The sequence below is a fragment of the Vibrio sp. 14N.309.X.WAT.E.F5 genome, from assembly GCF_030397615.1.
Taxonomy (GTDB): Bacteria; Pseudomonadota; Gammaproteobacteria; order Enterobacterales; family Vibrionaceae; genus Vibrio; species Vibrio lentus.
Genome location: NZ_JAPNXR010000029.1, coordinates 23,968 through 41,826 on the forward strand (window position 1 = coordinate 23,968; position 17,859 = coordinate 41,826).

The 17,859-nt window shown below is 44.8% G+C and carries 18 protein-coding genes; 5 read left to right on the plus strand and 13 right to left on the minus strand.

Features of this window, described 5'->3' with window-relative positions; all coding sequences use genetic code 11:
• Window positions 1-82: 82 nt before the first annotated feature.
• The 4 genes from OW495_RS21850 to OW495_RS21865 form a co-directional block, all read right to left on the minus strand.
• Entirely contained in the window at window positions 83-667 is a 585-nt protein-coding gene (locus tag OW495_RS21850; RefSeq protein WP_029223649.1) for a YhgN family NAAT transporter, read from the minus strand.
• Window positions 668-901: 234 nt separating this feature from the next.
• Entirely contained in the window at window positions 902-1,138 is a 237-nt protein-coding gene (locus OW495_RS21855) for a YecH family metal-binding protein (RefSeq protein WP_017111725.1), read from the minus strand.
• A gap of 90 nt (window positions 1,139-1,228) precedes the next feature.
• Entirely contained in the window at window positions 1,229-1,849 is a 621-nt protein-coding gene (locus OW495_RS21860; protein WP_102281224.1) for a lysoplasmalogenase, read from the minus strand.
• A gap of 925 nt (window positions 1,850-2,774) precedes the next feature.
• On the minus strand, window positions 2,775-3,149 hold the full coding sequence (locus tag OW495_RS21865) for a DUF4145 domain-containing protein (RefSeq protein WP_102513683.1): 375 nt from the start codon (window positions 3,147-3,149) through the stop codon (window positions 2,775-2,777).
• Between the two features lie 244 nt (window positions 3,150-3,393).
• On the opposite strand from OW495_RS21865, the gene OW495_RS21870 reads away from it, so the two are divergent.
• A complete protein-coding gene (locus OW495_RS21870; protein ID WP_004736596.1) occupies window positions 3,394-3,723 on the plus strand; it encodes a DUF2500 domain-containing protein in 330 nt (109 codons plus the stop codon).
• Window positions 3,724-3,792: 69 nt separating this feature from the next.
• Here OW495_RS21870 and OW495_RS21875 read toward each other — a convergent pair whose 3' ends face one another.
• The 7 genes from OW495_RS21875 to rhtB all read right to left on the minus strand — a co-directional run bounded on the left by OW495_RS21875 (window position 3,793) and on the right by rhtB (window position 10,347).
• A complete protein-coding gene (locus tag OW495_RS21875; RefSeq protein ID WP_102513682.1) occupies window positions 3,793-4,806 on the minus strand; it encodes an acyltransferase in 1,014 nt (337 codons plus the stop codon).
• Window positions 4,807-4,975: 169 nt separating this feature from the next.
• On the minus strand, window positions 4,976-6,196 hold the full coding sequence (gene arsJ / locus OW495_RS21880) for an organoarsenical effux MFS transporter ArsJ (RefSeq protein WP_102308296.1): 1,221 nt from the start codon (window positions 6,194-6,196) through the stop codon (window positions 4,976-4,978).
• 101 nt (window positions 6,197-6,297) lie between these two features.
• A complete protein-coding gene (locus OW495_RS21885; RefSeq protein WP_198599790.1) occupies window positions 6,298-6,807 on the minus strand; it encodes a cyclin-dependent kinase inhibitor 3 family protein in 510 nt (169 codons plus the stop codon).
• Between the two features lie 173 nt (window positions 6,808-6,980).
• Entirely contained in the window at window positions 6,981-7,982 is a 1,002-nt protein-coding gene (locus tag OW495_RS21890) for an ArsJ-associated glyceraldehyde-3-phosphate dehydrogenase (protein ID WP_102291224.1), read from the minus strand.
• 41 nt (window positions 7,983-8,023) lie between these two features.
• Window positions 8,024-8,365 (minus strand): metalloregulator ArsR/SmtB family transcription factor, encoded by a 342-nt coding sequence (locus OW495_RS21895; RefSeq protein WP_102513681.1) that lies wholly within the window; start codon window positions 8,363-8,365, stop codon window positions 8,024-8,026.
• A gap of 99 nt (window positions 8,366-8,464) precedes the next feature.
• On the minus strand, window positions 8,465-9,685 hold the full coding sequence (locus OW495_RS21900) for an EAL and HDOD domain-containing protein (RefSeq protein ID WP_102485565.1): 1,221 nt from the start codon (window positions 9,683-9,685) through the stop codon (window positions 8,465-8,467).
• 44 nt (window positions 9,686-9,729) lie between these two features.
• Window positions 9,730-10,347, minus strand: a complete 618-nt coding sequence (gene rhtB / locus OW495_RS21905) for a homoserine/homoserine lactone efflux protein (protein WP_029223645.1) — start codon at window positions 10,345-10,347, stop codon at window positions 9,730-9,732.
• Window positions 10,348-10,428: 81 nt separating this feature from the next.
• Between rhtB and OW495_RS21910 the strand changes: the two genes are divergently transcribed.
• Complete coding sequence (locus OW495_RS21910) at window positions 10,429-11,409, plus strand: alpha/beta fold hydrolase (RefSeq protein WP_102513680.1); 981 nt, start codon at window positions 10,429-10,431, stop codon at window positions 11,407-11,409.
• 190 nt (window positions 11,410-11,599) lie between these two features.
• Window positions 11,600-12,427, plus strand: a complete 828-nt coding sequence (locus OW495_RS21915; RefSeq protein WP_017111719.1) for a Cof-type HAD-IIB family hydrolase — start codon at window positions 11,600-11,602, stop codon at window positions 12,425-12,427.
• A gap of 87 nt (window positions 12,428-12,514) precedes the next feature.
• Here the strand turns inward: OW495_RS21915 and OW495_RS21920 are convergent, their stop codons facing one another.
• On the minus strand, window positions 12,515-12,982 hold the full coding sequence (locus OW495_RS21920) for an EVE domain-containing protein (RefSeq protein WP_102269105.1): 468 nt from the start codon (window positions 12,980-12,982) through the stop codon (window positions 12,515-12,517).
• 39 nt (window positions 12,983-13,021) lie between these two features.
• Between OW495_RS21920 and OW495_RS21925 the strand changes: the two genes are divergently transcribed.
• Together OW495_RS21925 and OW495_RS21930 are read left to right on the plus strand one after the other, a co-directional pair.
• Window positions 13,022-14,566: a hypothetical protein gene (locus tag OW495_RS21925; RefSeq protein WP_102513679.1), complete on the plus strand. Its 1,545-nt coding sequence runs from the start codon at window positions 13,022-13,024 to the stop codon at window positions 14,564-14,566.
• 2 nt (window positions 14,567-14,568) lie between these two features.
• Entirely contained in the window at window positions 14,569-15,165 is a 597-nt protein-coding gene (locus tag OW495_RS21930; protein WP_102513678.1) for a DTW domain-containing protein, read from the plus strand.
• A 164-nt stretch (window positions 15,166-15,329) separates the two neighbouring features.
• Here OW495_RS21930 and OW495_RS21935 read toward each other — a convergent pair whose 3' ends face one another.
• Entirely contained in the window at window positions 15,330-17,816 is a 2,487-nt protein-coding gene (locus tag OW495_RS21935) for an EAL domain-containing protein (RefSeq protein ID WP_289888365.1), read from the minus strand.
• Window positions 17,817-17,859: the final 43 nt, after the last annotated feature.

The window sequence follows — 17,859 nt, forward strand, 5'->3', positions numbered from 1 at the left end:
AGCTAAAGCCTAGTGACGAGAAAAATAAATACAAAAACGCCGCTCATTTGAGCGGCGTTTTTTATTGTTCGAAAAGAAAATGCTAAGACATATAGCTTTTCACACCATCTAGGAACATTTGAGTCGACAGCATAACCAACAGTAAGCCCATTAAGCGCTCTATCGCCTTCAAGCCTCTCTCACCAAGAATACGCAGGAAGAAACCATTAAACATAAGAATGAAGAAGGTTACGCCCCATGCCAGTAAAACCGACAGAGACAACTCAAACATCTGGTCTGGGTTTTGAGTTGCCAAAAGAATCAGCGCAGCGATAACCGATGGGCCCGCAATCATTGGAATAGCCATAGGCACGATAAACGGCTCTTCACCCGCGGCTAGGCCTGTGATGCTACCTGCACTTGGGAAGATCATCTTAATCGCGATGATGAATAGAATGATGCCGCCAGAAATACTCAGAGTTTCAGGCTGAACGTGCAGGAAGTTCATGATGCTTTGGCCAGCAAACAAGAACAACAACAGAATAACCAGTGCAAACATCAGTTCGCGAACAAGAACAATACGACGACGCTTAGGATCGATATGCTTAAGGATTGAGAGCACGATTGGCAGATTACCAAGCGGGTCCATAATAAGAAACAGCATGGTTGCTGCAGATAAAATTTCCATAAGTTTGTCTCGAAAAGCGTAAGTGCGCGGAGTATAGCAGCCTCAACATTGATTTTCGAACGCAGTAATAAACGAGTTAACTTATGCTATTTAGAAGGGAATTTAACGAGAGCAAATAGAAAGGTAGAAAGGTAGAAAGGTAGAAAGGTAATTTAAAGAGTGGAACCGAAAAGATAGCATCCACTCTTCTTATCTATAAAAGCCAAAAGGCTCTAAAAACCAAATCATTGGTAATTAGTGGTTACATACACGTTCGCGATTGGTGCAAAGCTTATCATCGACAACCACAACCTTTTCCATCTTCAGGAAAAACTTAAGTAGACCATCCAAATCTAAACCACTTAGCTTACAAGTATGGAAGCGAGCTTCTGTGCCATACGTTTGAGCGAGTTCTTGTGTTAGTTCTTCGCGAGTCAGTGGCTTCTCACTAAGCAGGTTTAAAACGTTGTGTGCGTGAATTTCAGTCGTCATAACTCTATCTCATGTTTAATGAATCAAATGTAGAGTACCGATTTTCAGCAACGCTGCCTTGATGTAGCTCAGAGTTGAGGGTGCTCTATCCTAAATGGTTAGAGATGCCACGATAAGAGCATGAGCGAAGAAGTAACTGCCCGTTACCCAAAGATAAGCGCCCTTGATTGGACTACGATAACAATTTAGAGCATACGCCAGTGCAGAAAGCAGCAGCACGCTACAGCCAGCAAAACCAACCGCATGTGATAGCTGAGGCTCAAGCAACCAGAGCTCACCAGAAGCCCATGCAAGCTGAATAAGCACGATACCCATGATAACCACAGGAAAGACGAGTTTATCTAAGCGAGGCAGAAGTAAAAAGAAAGCAACGACACAAGCCGCTAACAATAACGCAAACAACCACCAAACCATCTCTCCTGAGAGTTGTAGCCAAAATGCCTTGCTATAACAGAGTTGAGCCAATAAAAAACAGACAAAATGAAGCGGTCGTTTTTGAGTCACCGTATGTAGAACATCAGCCACCGCCGAGATAGCTAAGCCAGCGACAATCCAATAAGTATATTCAGCAACGATCGATTGAGTGACCGCCACTACCGCCAACAAAACAAAGGTAAACACCTTGTACACTAAGGCCTGACCGATATGTCCATGTTTCGTCCCTGCTATCGCTCCGATACCAGATAAAGAAACCGCTAACCAACTCCACATACCAATTGCCCTATTGCTTTAAAACGTCGCCAGTCTAGGCACACGAGTGTTGATGTAAAGCCTCAGCCCCTCAAAATTGGATCTTGATTACGCTTCCACTAAAAAGAGCCTCTTTCGATTGAAGTCCTAACAATTACCGTCGTGATATTGGTTATTAGTTTAAAACTAGAGCGATTCACCGTAAAACTCATTTAAAACGACGTTACAGGACTCAGCTTTCAATTTTAGACACTTCTATATCATTGAAACCCTAATAAACCGTTAAATACCGTCAAAAACCACAACTAAAAATTAAAAACCAAACCAATAAAAAACACTAAAAACAATCACTTAAAATCAACAATTCAGAGTTAACCAGCAAATAAAAACCTCGAGCAACCCTAGGTATATAAAGTGAGTAACTTGTTTTATTTATACCTATAATTGTCAGAGTTTCCCAAACCTCGTGTCAAAACAACCACCAAAACCAAGCCAAAAACCCAGAAATAAAACCAAATCAAACCTCGCCGCCACCAACCTCTATTAATACAGTTTAACAACCTTTAACAATATAAATTACACATAACAACCATTATAAAACAGCAACTTAAATAAAATAAGAACAAACATGAATCACAACGAACAAAATAAGAACACACCAAAACACACAGTTAAACAGAGTCAAATAAGCCAAAAACTAATAGTTTTCTACTACTTTTGGAGCTTTCGAAAGTAATTCTTGATCTAAACCTATAAGTGGGCTATTCTTTAAAACATAGCGAGAGACAACCAAATTTAGGAGTAGTGTTATGATTTCATCTTCGCAAAGACAAGGACTTGTAATGATCGCGGTAGTTGTAGGTCTAATGACACTACCGATGATGTACTAAGCAAGTTACAGATAAAAAAAGGGACGCTCATAGCGTCCCTTTTTTTGTTCAATTTTTCACTTCGAAAACAGATGCAGTGTTAGCACATCCCAGTTCGCATAATAGAAACCCGCGGCAGCTAAAGTCATTGCCATCATCAGTAAGAGCGCAACTCGCCAGATAAAACGACCGCTTCGTGGAGTCAGCTCCTTCTCACAGTCGTTACACATCATGATGAACTTATGTTGATCTTCCAACTTAGCCTCATGTTCATTGACTACCTTGTTACGACACGTTGCGATATAACGCAGCTTGATTACCATATCGTGCGGTAGCCTTTCTTCGCAGCTTGTTACAAGCTCATGCAATCCTTCGCCTTCAGCGTGATATTGAAGCCTCAATAATTTCTCTATATTGCGAGTTCTTGTCACCACTTTTTCAATATCGGTCATCTTGGCCCTCCCACTCCACACTATAATTCTAGTCGAGCATTTCCTTATTTTTATACTAAATCATTGCTATTTACATAAGAAAGAGACAATAAATAACAATGCTTTATCCCAAAATTGCCATTAAATGTGATATCAGCCGAAAAATAATCAGCTTAGCTTACAGCAGTTCACGAATAGCGGCTTTAAACACATATCCCTATTGCCCGAAAGACTAGAATAACCATCACGACTACATGGAGGTTATATGCCTAATTCACTCTTTTTTGCCATCTTTGCACTTGCCGGTTTAGCGGCTTGGGTATTTATTGGTTTCTATCGAAAGCACTCGCAAGGTGAAAACGCGCCAGAAAAGAAAGTGAACGTCACGGTATTAGATAAACAATCTATCGACCTTCCTGACGCTGAACCGGGACAAGAAGATCAAGAGTACTGGATTTACGTTCAACGGGGTGTCGTGGGTCCAAAACGAGAATTCCAAGTCGGTATCCACTACTTCCATGCTCTTAACCCTGGTGACAAAGGAACCTTAACTTACCAAGGCGATAAGTTCTTACACTTTGCCTTGAAGCGCTAAATGCTAGCCGCTTCAACCACTACCATAGAACACCCCATCATCAGCTGCCAACAGCCTTAGCGCTCACCGCTAAGGCAATAGCCAACGTGTTTTCTCTGACTTAGAGACCAACCAACTCATCCATAAAGCCCCTGCACCACTGATCACTATCCATAATGGAATCACCCAAGCCGGATTTCCTTGGTACCAACCGAACTCTTTCATTGGCCACAAGAAAATTGGGTGCAACAAATAAATACCTAAGCTGTGCTTACTGATAAAGCCAACCACTTGATTACTTTTCTCAGATAACCCTTCACCATAGTAACGACACACCATAAACACCATGCTCGCCGCCAGCACCGTATTCAACGTTTTATAAGATAACCAACGCCCTACCGTGTACTCTTCCGCGACCAAACTCGCATCAACCACCATGTAGACTGTGGTCAACAACGCAAGGCCGCCAAGCCCCACACTCGTACCAACGGTTAATTTGTTAAGCGGTACCTTCTTGTATAACAGGTAACCCAGAGGCAAGTAGCCAGTATAAAGCCATAACTCATGACTCCATGGGCCATCGATTCTTAGTAAGAACAGTAACGTCGTGAACAACCACACCGCCGTGAAGCCATAGACCGCTTTGTCGCCATACTTTCTGACCATGATCTGTAAGAAAGGAATCACAAAGTAGAGCGGGATAAAGTAATAGAAGAAACCAAGATGGTAGTACGTGTAGTGATGGTAACTATTGAGCAACACCTCCCAACTCACGTCAGCATCAAAGCCCATCGCAGACCAACCAGACAGATAGGTATAGAAAAGCGACCAGACGATGAAAGGTATCAATACCTTACCTAGACGGCGCTTGAGATAATACTTGGCGTCAAACGGGCGCTGATCGCTCAACATCAACGCACCACTAATCAAAATAAACACGGGCACAGCCCAACGACTGAAGCCATTAACAGTGATTGCCGTTAACCACTCGCCAAAAGGAATGGTTCCTAGCTCATTGCGATAAGGTGCTAAAACATGAATCGCGATAACCGCTACGGCCGCGACACATCGTGCTAAATCAAAAAAGAGAATTCGCTGCTTCATGTAAATGCCTGATTAATATTCAATCATTCTACTATAGCAATAAAAAAGCTGACCGGAATAAATACCAAGTCAGCTTATTGTTAAAGGAGAAGCATATCGCGAATTAAGATCGTTCGACTTTAGATTATGCGACTTTAACTCTTGCGAATGAGGTTCATGCGGCTGACGCTTATGCCGCTGAGATTTGCGGCACCTTAGGTAAACGCAGAGAGATGACCGTCGTTATTGCTAAGAACGCGAACGATACCCACAAACACGCAGACAAACCGGCCATTTGAAATACCAAGCCCGACAGAATGGTACCGATTAAACGACCCATCGCATTTGCCATGTAGTAGAAACCAACATCAAGCGACACGCCATCGCCTTTCGCATAACTCACAATCAGGTATGAGTGAAGCGATGAGTTAACCGCAAAGATGGCACCAAATACCATCAAACCACCGATGATAACCAATTCAGGTTGCCAACCGATCTGTACCGCATAGGCAATACCAGCGGTCACAATAGCCAATGCACCCGCCCACAATAGCGCCGCATGGCCATCAGGCACCTTGCCTTGCGCTTTACCGGTAATCTTAGGTGCAATGCCCTGTACAAAGCCGTAAGCGATGGTCCAAGCCGCTAAGAAGCCACCAACCCATGAGTGATCCCACCCAAACACGCTGCCTAGATAAATCGGCAGAGCAATCACAAACCACACGTCACGAGCACCAAATAGGAACATACGCGCTGCCGACAAGATATTGATGGATTCAGACTTAGAGAAAATCTGTTTGAACTTGGGTTTGGTTTTCGCTTTACCCATGTCCGCTTCTAAGCTCACCAAACTGCCAATGAAGACCAATGTCAGCACAGCAGCCATCGTTAGCACTGCGTATTGGAATCCAATCGTCGAAAGCAGTAAACCACCAATAAAGAACCCTGCACCTTTCAGTGCATTCTTAGATCCAGTCAGAATCGCAATCCACTTATACAGCGCACCTTGCTGTTCATCAGGAACTAAAGTTTTGATTGAGCTCTTGGCACTCATCTTATTGAGGTCTTTAGCGATACCAGACAACGCCTGCGCGGCCATGACCCAAGGGATGGTCAGCATTGCGCTTGGCACCGCAAGCATACCCAAGGCAACAACCTGCATCCCTAAGCCGATATTCATGGTTTTATTGAGCCCAAGACGCGCCCCTAACCAACCACCGATTAGGTTAGTCACCACACCAAAGAATTCATAAAAAAGGAACAGTGAGGCGATCTCTAACGAACTGTAGCCAAGGTCATAGAAATACAGAACCACCAGCATACGAAGTGCACCATCAGTAATGGTGAAGTTCCAGTAGTTGAAGGTCACCAACATGTATTGGCGAACGCTTTTGCTTAGGTTTGCGAACATAACATCACACCTATAAAAACGGAGAAAAGCGAAGTAAGAAGAGTAGATAGAGCTTTTGGATCATGATGTTCCAAAAGCTCTTGTAACTGCTAAGTGCGATGTTACTGAGCAACAACACCTTGAATGTAGTCAACCTGAATTGACTTAGTAAACGCGCCCGGACGCAGTGATTGTACTTCTTGAACAATCTTACTCAGATCCCAACTCTTCTCTAACAGCAGGTGTGCAGCCAGCAAACCAGTACGGCCAGAACCGCCCATGCAGTGCATTGCTACCTTGCCGCCGTTATCCACCACTTGGTGTAGCGCTGGGCTCGCCGCCTGCCATTTCGCAGCAAAATCAGTACCCGGTGCACAATCGTCTTCGATTTCGATTTGGAACCACTGCATGCCTAGCGCTTGCGCTTTCTCGCCTAGCTCAGCAACATTCTTGCTCGCCAGTTCTTCATTGTCTAGAGCCGTCACAATCGCTTCCACGCCTTGCGCTTTCAGCTGCGCTAGAGATGCATCTAGGTCAGCGCCTTTAGTACCTGGGCACGGAGTAAGCACTAACGCACCTGCTTTTAAATCTAGTTGCCATGTTGGATGTACTTGAGAATTCGTCATCGTCATCAATCTCTTAAAATTCTTTTGTATATAGACCGATACTCAAAATAATTGGAGTTGCAGCTAGGCAACCAGTAAGTTCAGCCCTATGAGCATAGGGGTTCTATGTGATTAGGGCGGCCGGCGCTCCGGTGAACTTACGCAGTTAACAACGCTTGCAGCTTCAAGTATGAAGAGTATTAAGCTAGGCCAACGGTACGTACTAGCTCAGCTGTACGTGTCGCGTAACCCATCTCGTTGTCGTACCAAGCGTAGATCTTAACCATACGCTTACCTACCAACATGGTTGATAGCGCATCTACGATGGTTGAACGTTGGTCACCTTTGTAATCGATAGAAACCAGTGGACGCTCTTCAAAACCAAGAATGCCTTTCAGTTCGTTCTCAGACGCTTCTTTCAGCATCGCGTTAACTTCTTCTGCCGTGGTGTCTTGCTTCACTTCGAAAATGATGTCGGTCAGAGACGCATTAGCTAGTGGTACACGAACCGCGTGGCCATTGATGCGGTTTTCAAGCTCAGGGAAGATCTCAACAATTGCTTTAGCACTACCCGTTGTTGTCGGAATAAGACTCATGCCACATGCACGAGCACGGCGTAAATCTTTATGGGGCGCATCAAGAATAGTTTGCGTATTGGTTAGATCGTGAATAGTGGTGAAAGCTGCATTTTCGATACCCAGCTTCTCGTTGATCACTTTAACCACGGGCGCAAGACAGTTGGTTGTACAAGATGCTGCGGTTACGATTTTATGTACTGCTGGATCGAAGATGTTGTCGTTCACACCGACAACGATGTTTGCAATACCTTCTTCTTTTACTGGCGCCGATACCACAACACGCTTCACACCTTGCTCAAGGTATTTGTTTAGGAAAGATGCCTTACGGTGAACACCGGTCGCTTCAAGGACAACATCGCAACCAGACCAATCGATCGCATCGATGTCACGCTCTTGCGTAGTTCTAATGCGTTGACCCTTGATGATCATCTCATCGCCTTCAACCGCGACTTCGTGGTTCCAGCGACCTTGAACCGAATCGAACTCAAGAAGGTGAGCCAATGTCGCGGTGTCGCCAGCCACATCGTTAATCTGTACGAATTCGATTTCCGCCCAATCAAACGCTGCGCGAAGTGCTAAACGGCCGATACGGCCAAAACCATTAATACCTACTTTGACTGTCATTTTCTGTTCTCTCAACTCGTGGTGAATCTAAAAATATTAAATTAAACGCAACATTGAGGGCGTGAAGTCATGGCTTCTAGGCGCTCACTATCGTGTTGGTATTCAGTTTTCAAACAGTTCGATGCGATAAGGTCATCAATTAACTTTAGCATCCAACCCGGTAAGTCTTGTGATAGGCGGTAGAACACCCACTGCCCTTGGCGAACGTCAGTTAAAATGCCGTTTGAACGCAACTGCGCTAGGTGACGAGATACCTTTGGCTGACTTTCTTGTAATGCCTGAGTTAGCTCACCAACAGATAAGCACTCATTGCGCACTATCAACATTAAGCAACGCACTCGCGTCTCATCAGACAGTAATTTGAAAAATTGGTGAGGAAGCATAACTACATACTCATATATGGATATGCGTATACATTAATCGTTAAAAAACGCACGTCAAGGAGTGCGTTTCAATTGTCATAAAAGTTTAACGGAGAGAAATCAGAGCTGGTTGGTTACGTTATGACTCCAGCGTTGGGCTTCGGTGAGCTCGGTTTTGACCTGATCAACATTCAGTCCCAAATGAGCACAGTGTTTATCAATCTGTTGCCAATCCGCATGCTCAAAGCTCTCTTCAAGCGCTAAAAGCGTCCCGTATGGTCCTTCTCTGCGTAACAAAGCGACCTTGATGGTTTTTGACAGCGGGAGTTGTTCAACCAAGTTTTCTAGCGATAAATCTAACAGGGCATCGAGCGACGAAAACAAACCAATCATGAAGGCTTGTTCAGCATGCCCTGAAAAAGGCTGATAGCGAGACATACGCTGACAGAACTGAGCACGCTGAAGCGATAAACTGTATAACTCTTTCGGCTTTTTATCTGACACATAAGAAGCCACCGCCAGCGAAACAAACATTTTAAGTTTTTCTTGCCCCAGATAAACCAAGGCCTGACGGAAAGAAGAGATCGTCACTTCAAGACGCGGCGACATGGAATTTACGAAGCGTAAAAGCTTGTATGACAACGCCACATCTTTGGCCACGATATTTTCAACTCGTTTAAAATCGACATTGGCTTTACACACTTCCTGAAATAGCTCCATAGCAATCACCTGCTCTGGGCTAATGTACTTGGTTTTGACTATTTCAGGCTTACTGAAGAAGTACCCTTGAAAAAACCGGAAGCCCGCGTCTTTGGCTTGTTGGAATTCTTGTTCGGTTTCGACACGCTCAGCAAGAAAGCTAAACTTCTTCCCTTCGTGTTGTCTTACCAACTCACACGCCTCATCCAAGCCCATCTGCATGATATCGAGCTTAACAATATGCGTGTATTTTAGGAAACGTTCCCATTCTGGCGTTGAAGTAAAATCATCTAAGGCAATCATATAGCCCGCTTGATGCAACTCTTTGACCGCTTCGAGCAATTCGTCCGTCGGTTGGCAGGTTTCAAGGATCTCAACCACGACCTTGTCTTTTGGCAAGCTCAAAGGCAACCGGCGAATCAGGCTTTGATAAGGGAAATTAATAAAACAACGTGAAGATGGGATCGAAGGGTTAAGCCCAACCGACAAGAAGTTCTCAACAATCAAACGATACGTTGCACGATTAGACTCAATATGCGCAGGATAGGCATTCCTTTCTCCGTCGCGAAACAACAGCTCATAACCAAGCGTGTTCTTCTTGCGATTTAAGATAGGTTGTCTAGCAACGTAGGTAGCGGTCATTTATTGATAACTCTATTGGTTTAACGGTAACTCTATTGCCTAAACTAAGCTTTCGCGGCAGCCAGCAAAGCACCGCAGCCCATGAACATACCACCAAATATTTTATTTATCTTACCCATTACGCGATCAGAACGAATAAAACGTCCCATTTGTGAAGCTAATGAGGTGTAACCCAACATAACCACACTATCAATGAATACCGTGGTTACACCAAGTACAAGTAACTGTGGAGCTTGAGGCTGAGTCGGGTCGATAAATTGAGGAAACAGAGCCACCAAAAACACGATAGATTTCGGGTTGGTTAGATTAATAAGCACGGCATTGCGCAGTAATCTTCCGCTCGATAAAGTTGTGCTCTCTTCTGAAGCCACTAAGCTAGAATTATCACGCCACTTTTGAATGCCCAACCACAAAAGATAAGCCACACCGACCCATTTGATGATAGTGAAAGCCAACGCGGATTGCGCCACTAGTGCACCAATGCCCGCTCCCACCAGCATGATGTGGAATGCTAAACCGAGCTGTAAGCCTGCGATCGACGCGAGTGACTTCTTGGTTCCATAACTTAGCCCATTGCTGATTGAATTAACGGTACCTGAGCCCGGAGCCAAACTAAACAAAATCGCCGTAACGACATAAGCAAGCCAAACATGAGTATCCATTTGCATTTCCTTACTAGTTCTTTAATCTAACAACATTAGTAGCGATGACGCTCTCACATGCATCAGTTCAGGTAATTTCCCATGGAAAACCACAGTACCGCCCCGTTTTCATACACGCAAGAACCTGAGTTCGAGCAAGCGATTAAACACCCGATCCCTGCCCTTTGGCAACAACGAAAAGATGGGTATATCACATCATCTGGTAAAAAGAAGCTGTACTGGTGTAGCTTAACCTCACCGACGCACACCAAAGCCATTGTGATTTCAAATGGTCGCATCGAATGCTGCTTAAAATACCAAGAACTCTTTTACGACTTCTATCAACAAGGCTATGACGTTTATTCATTTGACCACCAAGGTCAAGGCCAGTCGGAACGTATGGTAACAGACTCTGACATTGGTCACATTCATGAGTTTGATGATTACGCATCAGACATGTCCGACATTATTAACAGTTTTAACCTTGGCCGATATTCCAATCGTTATCTGCTAGCGCACTCAATGGGCAGCACCATTGCTACTCGCTACCTACAGACCAACCCTAACCACCCATTTGACAAAGCGACTCTCTGTGCTCCCATGTTTGGGATCAATACTGAATGGTACTTCAAGCCCATCGCGATGGTTGTTGGACAAGTACTCACTGCTTGCTATACCAAACCGACTTACGCCCCAGGACAACAAGCGTATTATTCCAAGCCATTCGAAAATAATTTACTCAGCCACAGCAAGGTTCGTTACCAGTGGTTCCGGTGCCTGTATGACGAGTCACCTTCTTTGCAAGTTGGCGGACCAAGCACTCGCTGGGTATGGCAAGGGTTAATGGCTGCCAAGCAGGCAATCCAACAAACTCGTCAAATCAAAATCCCGCTGCTATTGATTCAGGCCGGCAACGAGAAGATTGTAAGTAACGATGCTCAATTGAAGTTCATCAATAAGCTAAAGAAAACCAACCCAGCTTGCCAGTTTAAGGCCATTGAAGGATCTAGGCATGAGGTGTTGTTTGAGAAGGATGAATATCGTAATCAAACACTGGATGCCATTAATCAGTTTTTTGCTTAATGTCAGCGGGATAACAAGAGGCGCGACGAATAAAAAAGATAAGCGCTAAAGAGGAAGAGAAGTAAGTGAGCTTTGCCCTCTTTTCTTTCGCAGATTTGGCATACAATTTCTACATAGAGATATTGTACTTTAGAGGATGCTAGCACTGACTAGTGTCGATATCAGCTAAGCATTTCGCAATGAGGGTTAAATGACTATTCCTGCACTAAAAGATTCCGTGAAAATCGTTGCCTCTGATTTAGATGGTACGCTTCTGGCTCCCAACCATCAGTTAAGCGCTTTTACCAAACTAACACTTAAGAAGTTACACGACCAAGGCTACACCTTTATCTTCGCGACCGGCCGCCATCATGTAGATGTTGCGGGTATTCGTGAGATAGCAGGGATTCCGGCGTATATGATCACTTCAAACGGTGCACGCGTGCACGACCAAAATGATCAACTAATGTATAGCCAGAACGTGCCTCAGGATTTAGTTCAGCCTGTTATTGATGTGGTTCGCCAAGATCCAAACATTTTCATTCACATGTATCAAAATGAAGATTGGTTACTAGACCGTGAAGATGAAATGCTGGCTAAATTCCACAGTGAGTCAGGCTTTAGCTACAAACGATTTGAAGCTGACAAAGCACCAAGTGATGGCATTGCGAAAGTCTTCTTCACGCACCCAGAGCAAGACCATGAGTATCTGGTCACATTTGAGCAGAAGCTAAAAGACGCTTTTGGAGACAAACTCAATATCGCCTTTTCAACACCTTGGTGCCTAGAAGTCATGGCCGCAGAAGTCTCTAAAGGGCATGCCTTAGACGCTGTTGCGAAATCACTCAATCTGACCCTCGAGAACTGTGTTGCCTTTGGTGATGGTATGAATGATGCTGAAATGCTCGCAATGGCTGGTAAAGGTTTAGTCATGGAGACTTCACACCATAAAGTGAAAGAAGCGCTACCCAATAATGAAGTAATCGGCAGTAATGCCGACGATGCGGTTGCGCACTACTTAGAAAAGCACCTGCTTTAATCTAATCTAGTCAAAGATATCTGAATAAATAAAAAGGCAGCCAATGGCTGCCTTTTTTGAACCTTACGCTAAAAGCTTCCTCTAACGCTAACGAGAACCGAGTACTTCTTTCCCTAAGATCGCCTGCCACTCCTGTTCAGTAACAGGCATGATAGATAAGCGATTGCCTCGTTTAACCAGCGGCATTTCTGCTAGCTCAGGCATAGCTTTCAACGTTGCTAAAGGGATCAAGCGCTCAGTTACTCGCACAAATTCGACATCAACCATTATCCAACGCGGATTCTCTGGCGAAGATTTAGCATCATAGTAATCACTTTCTGGGTCGAATTGAAAATGATCTGGATAGGCTTCTCTGGTTACCTTAGCGATCCCTGCTACGCCAACTTTTTTGCATGATGAATGGTATATCATCACCAGATCTCCAAGCTTGACGTCATCACGCATCATGTTTCGAGCCTGATAGTTGCGTACACCCTCCCAACAAGAGGTTTTTTGCACTCTAAGAGTCTGAATAGAGAAGGTGTCGGGTTCTGTTTTAAATAACCAATATGCCATAATAAATCCAATTAACGGTTGCTCCGAGGAAGATATAACATGAAGGTAATGAAAAACCCAGTGACATGGCTAGTCGCATTCGCTTTGCAAGGCTGTGTATCAGCTCCAGATACGCCGCAACAACCTGAATTACCACCAGCAACCTTAGATGAACCACTGAGTATTCAGCCGCAAACCTTCATCATGCGTGGTCAAGTTGTGGTGGGTCATGAGAGCCGAACTTTCACGCCTTGCGGCAGCCAACAACAATACTGGTTAGATTTATCACCAGAGTTAGCGCTCGAAGCACAAGGGCTCGCCACTAGACCTTATCAAGCCTTATACGGTGAGCTTATCGGCCATTTAACCGTTCCTAGCCAAACTGGATACAATGCCGACTTCACCGCACGCTTCGTAGTTGACCAAGTCAATGTGCTAACGGCAGAGAACCCTGATCGTTGTGACCAACCACTTCGCGCGACACGCGCTTTTGGTAACGAACCTTACTGGTCAGCAACCTTCGATAAAGACCAACTCAAATACACCAAGATGGGCGAAGAACCTCAGCGCCTCGATATCGAATCAAGCCGCACCTCACCAAGCACTCGCGACTACCAGCTTAAAGGTAATCAGGGACAAGGTGATCTAAACCTTAAGAAAGAGAGCTGCAGCGATGGCATGAGTGACTCTATCTATGGCTGGCACGCCAAACTTAATCTCAATGACAGCAATTACAATGGCTGTGCAATGGTGGCCAATCAAGACCCAACGCTGAACTGGAGTGGACTCTACTTCGCAAGCTCAACGCAGAACACTGGCTTCTCTATCAACCTAGAACTCAACAATGACCACAGTGCCATTACGACTTACTCATACAGCAATGGCGATCCTTCTATTGTTGAACAGGGCTTCTGGCAGCAACTTAACCAAAATCAAGTACAGGTTGTGATGACTCGCCACCAGCAACAGTACTTAATCTCTGAGCGCATCTTCACACTCGATAACGGCAAACTGGTCGCTGAAAAAGAGAAAGTGGGCAATGTTGTCTACCCTATTGCCAATGGCGGTCTAGTGCTATTCGAAGCCAAGAGTGCACAAGCGCAAGTAAACACGACTACGACCGTTGATCTCACCGCAAAGCAGATAAACTCGAGTGATCAACTTGATCAAAAAGTCGACCAAGCGATCCGTGAGTATTTTAAGATCAACAATACCGATCCAGACAACACTCAGTACCGCTGGCTAACCTACGATCTGAACGGTGATGGCAAAGAAGAGTTGTTTGCTCAACTGGACTGGTGTGGCTCGGGTGGCTGTACATTACTTATCTTTGAAAACCACCAAGATAACTGGCGCTTCAATAGCCGAGTGACACTGGTTAAGGGCGATATACGCTTAGGAAAGTCGCAAAATCATGGCTGGCAGGATCTGATCTTCAATGTCAGCGGCGGTGGAGCGACACCTGCGAAGCACACGCTGTCTTACACCGGTGTTAGCTACCCACTGAATCCAAGTGTCGCTCCAGTTGCAAATGATGCTGATATCAGCGATGTGGTTCTGTTTGCTGATGGCATATCACCAGCACAAAGCGGAGTTAAGCTATAACCATGAGTAATCAACAAGCTTGCAGTGGTTGTGGCTTCACTCATCAATGTATTTGTCATCGTATACCAAGTGTTGAAAGCCAAGCTGATCTTGTACTGCTCACTCATGAGAATGAACTGTCGCGAGACACCAACACCGGAAAGTTACTTGAGCAATCTATTCAGCAATGTCAGTCCTTCGTATGGCAACGAAAAACACCACCAGAAGAGTTGATTGCCTTACTCGAAGACAAAGCATTACAGCCTTTTTTGCTGTTTCCAAGTGACAGCAGTATTGAGTGCCAGCAAGCCGTGTCATCTGTAGCTGGAGATCGTAAGCCGTTATTCATCATCTTGGATGGGACATGGCAGGAAGCGAAGAAAATGCTCAACAAGAGCGCGTGGTTAAACACCCTTCCTCAAATCCATCTCGATATCACGACTGAATCGTCATACACCTTACGCCGCAATCAAGACAGCGGGCACTTATGTACCTGCGAAGTTGGCGTTGAGTTGCTAAAAACGTTAGGTGAAATCGAACCGGCTAAGTTGATTAACGATTACTACCAACACTACCTAAAGGTGTTTCAAGCGGATAAATGTGGTCATTCACTCAAGTAGATTAAGCCACGTATAAGCTTGCGGTAGATAACGTAAAACTGAAACAAAAAGGGTGAGCCATAAGCTCACCCTTTTTACATCTAACGTTAATCTATTGAACCAATCGGTGTTTCACGTGAAACCGACACTCTGGCTGCTCTTTGAAAGAAATTTAACTCGCTCGATTAGAATAAACGCTGAGGTTGACCAAAGTAGTACCCCTGAAGGTAATCGACCCCCATATCCTCTGCGATTCGACACACCTGTTCATTATGTACGAACTCCGCCACTGTCTTCGCATTGAGTATCTGGCACAAGCTAACAAGTTGCTGCGCTATCTTACGCTGTTTCTTATCTTGGTCGATATTGCGAATCAGGCTGCCATCGAGCTTTATCACCTGTGGCTCAAGCTTCAATATCTCATCAATGTTCGAATAGCCTGAGCCAAAATCATCAACGATGATATTCACGCCCATATCGCGGAAATGGTTACATATCTCAATCAATCGACCGTAATCCTGAATCTGTTCGGTTTCCAGTACCTCTAACCCAATGCGCTGCGGATGACTGATCTTTTTGATGGCTTGCTCAAGATGAAGAATAGTTTTCTCGTTGTTGAAATCTTGTGGCGCCAAATTAATAGAAAACGAATCGGTTCTTTGACTCATAAAATCAAAGGTACGCGTTATCATTTGGCGACTGAGGCGCGTATAAAGATGCGTTCCCTCGATAATCGGTAAAAACTTACCTGGAGCTATCAGCTGGCCATCTTCTTCTATTCGAACCAAGCATTCATAGCTTTCAACTTGATGGCTATGCGCTGACACTATGGGTTGAGAACACGCCACAACATTTTGATTCAACACCGCGCGGCTTACACAAGACAACCAACCTAATTGCTCTTGCCGCTGCTTCTCTAGTTGGATTAATGTTTTAGCACTCACGAGATGTTTATTCTGGCTCACCGCACTGCGACGAGCGTCAATGGCCTTGAGTAACAAGTCATCTATCGATGTGGTTGGAAAATCACGACGACTCGCAATGCCTGCGCAAATTGAAACCGAGAGGTAATCGATATCCGGCAAGCCCATTGGCTCAAAATTTACGTGTTCGGTTTTATCGGCAAACTCAGAAAAGCGCTGATGAATGTGTTCATGGCTGGCCCAGCTTTCAAAAACTACCGCCCACTCACCAATACCGATGCTGTAAAGCTGACACCCTTCATCAAAAAACTGCCATAACGCCTTTTGAAAATACTCACTCAAATCACGAAGCAGCTTATCACCCACTCGATAACCGTACTTTTCATTGATCTGTCCAAACGTCGTCACCTTCAACGCCAACAAGTGACTATCAGCATTCATTTTTGACAGTTTTTCACGCAACACACTTCGATTAGGTAAACCCGTTCGACGATCAATACGGTAACTGGCAGTCAGTGCAGTGGCTTGCTGCCGGATCTTGCTCGCCATGCTGTTGTTCATGTCATCAACATCGAGCAAGGCATTACGAATCAATGAAAATAAGGGGGATATGTTCGTGGCAGGTTGTGTCTCAAGCGGAACGGCACCTTCAGCTTCGACCTCTCCCTCTCTTAGCGTGAGATACGTTAGGCTGTGATGCAGAATGCGTTGTTGATCATCATCTTGATAAAGCTCGCCCATACAATACACACCATAGGTGTCTGCTAGGTTTTGAAAAGTCTCCACCTCTTGGTTGCCATCAATAAAGTCGATACGCGAAGTGCAGTTATAAATAAAGAACTGTTGCGGGGCATGAACACCAATTTGTTGAACGCCAAGTCGTATCTGCTCCAAGGTCAGAGAAGGATGGTCATAACAAAACCGAACCTCATCGCCAATCTGAAACGGACCACTAAACTCGATCTCTCCGTCATCAATGACCTTGAGTGGTAAATGGATGTTTTGTTCTTTTGGATCGCCAACCATCAAAGGGAAGTTATGGAGTTGCTCGAAAGGTACTTCAAGGCCGTCCGCAAGGTAGCGATTATAAAGATCACGAACTGGCATGCCGTCCAATTCTGCCAAGCGTTGACCTTCAGCGCCGGTGACTCGAAAGGTGCGCCCTATCGGGTTCCACTCTGTGTAGTAGCCTTTGGTTACGACTAACTCAGAACTGTGTAAGGCCAGCATTACGTAGACATTTTCGTAGCAATGGCCATTCAGCATAACCCACCGTCCACTGTCGGTAATGGTCGATGCGCCTCCACAAATAGGCAGTGAGTATCTGGATTGTTCAAACGCAGAGAACAAGGCTCGGTTATTTATCTGCAAGCGATCGGCAAAGCAGATAATGCTTTGAGTCTGAGCGTTACATCCTAACTGTTCCCACATCGATTGGCTATCACGTTGTGGCTGCTCGCTATACTCCACAACACCACAAGAAAATGAGGTGCTGTCGAACCGAGTAACAATAAGGAACAAGCCCTGATGTAAAATGACACCTTGGCTGATGTAATGATTGGCACTACAACCAATGAGCTTTGCGTTAGGGAAAGTCGATTGAATTACTTGGCAGGCAGCCAAAACCGAACCTTTCTCGAAAGACGAAAACACCTGAATCAGTAGGCTTTCATGTGTATGAAAATCTATCTTTTCCAATTCACGTTGGGTTTGTTCTATGTCTTGTATTAGGAGAGAGGTCGACTGCATATTCACATTAATCGTTGCGTTAATGATTTGTTATTGTGCTTAT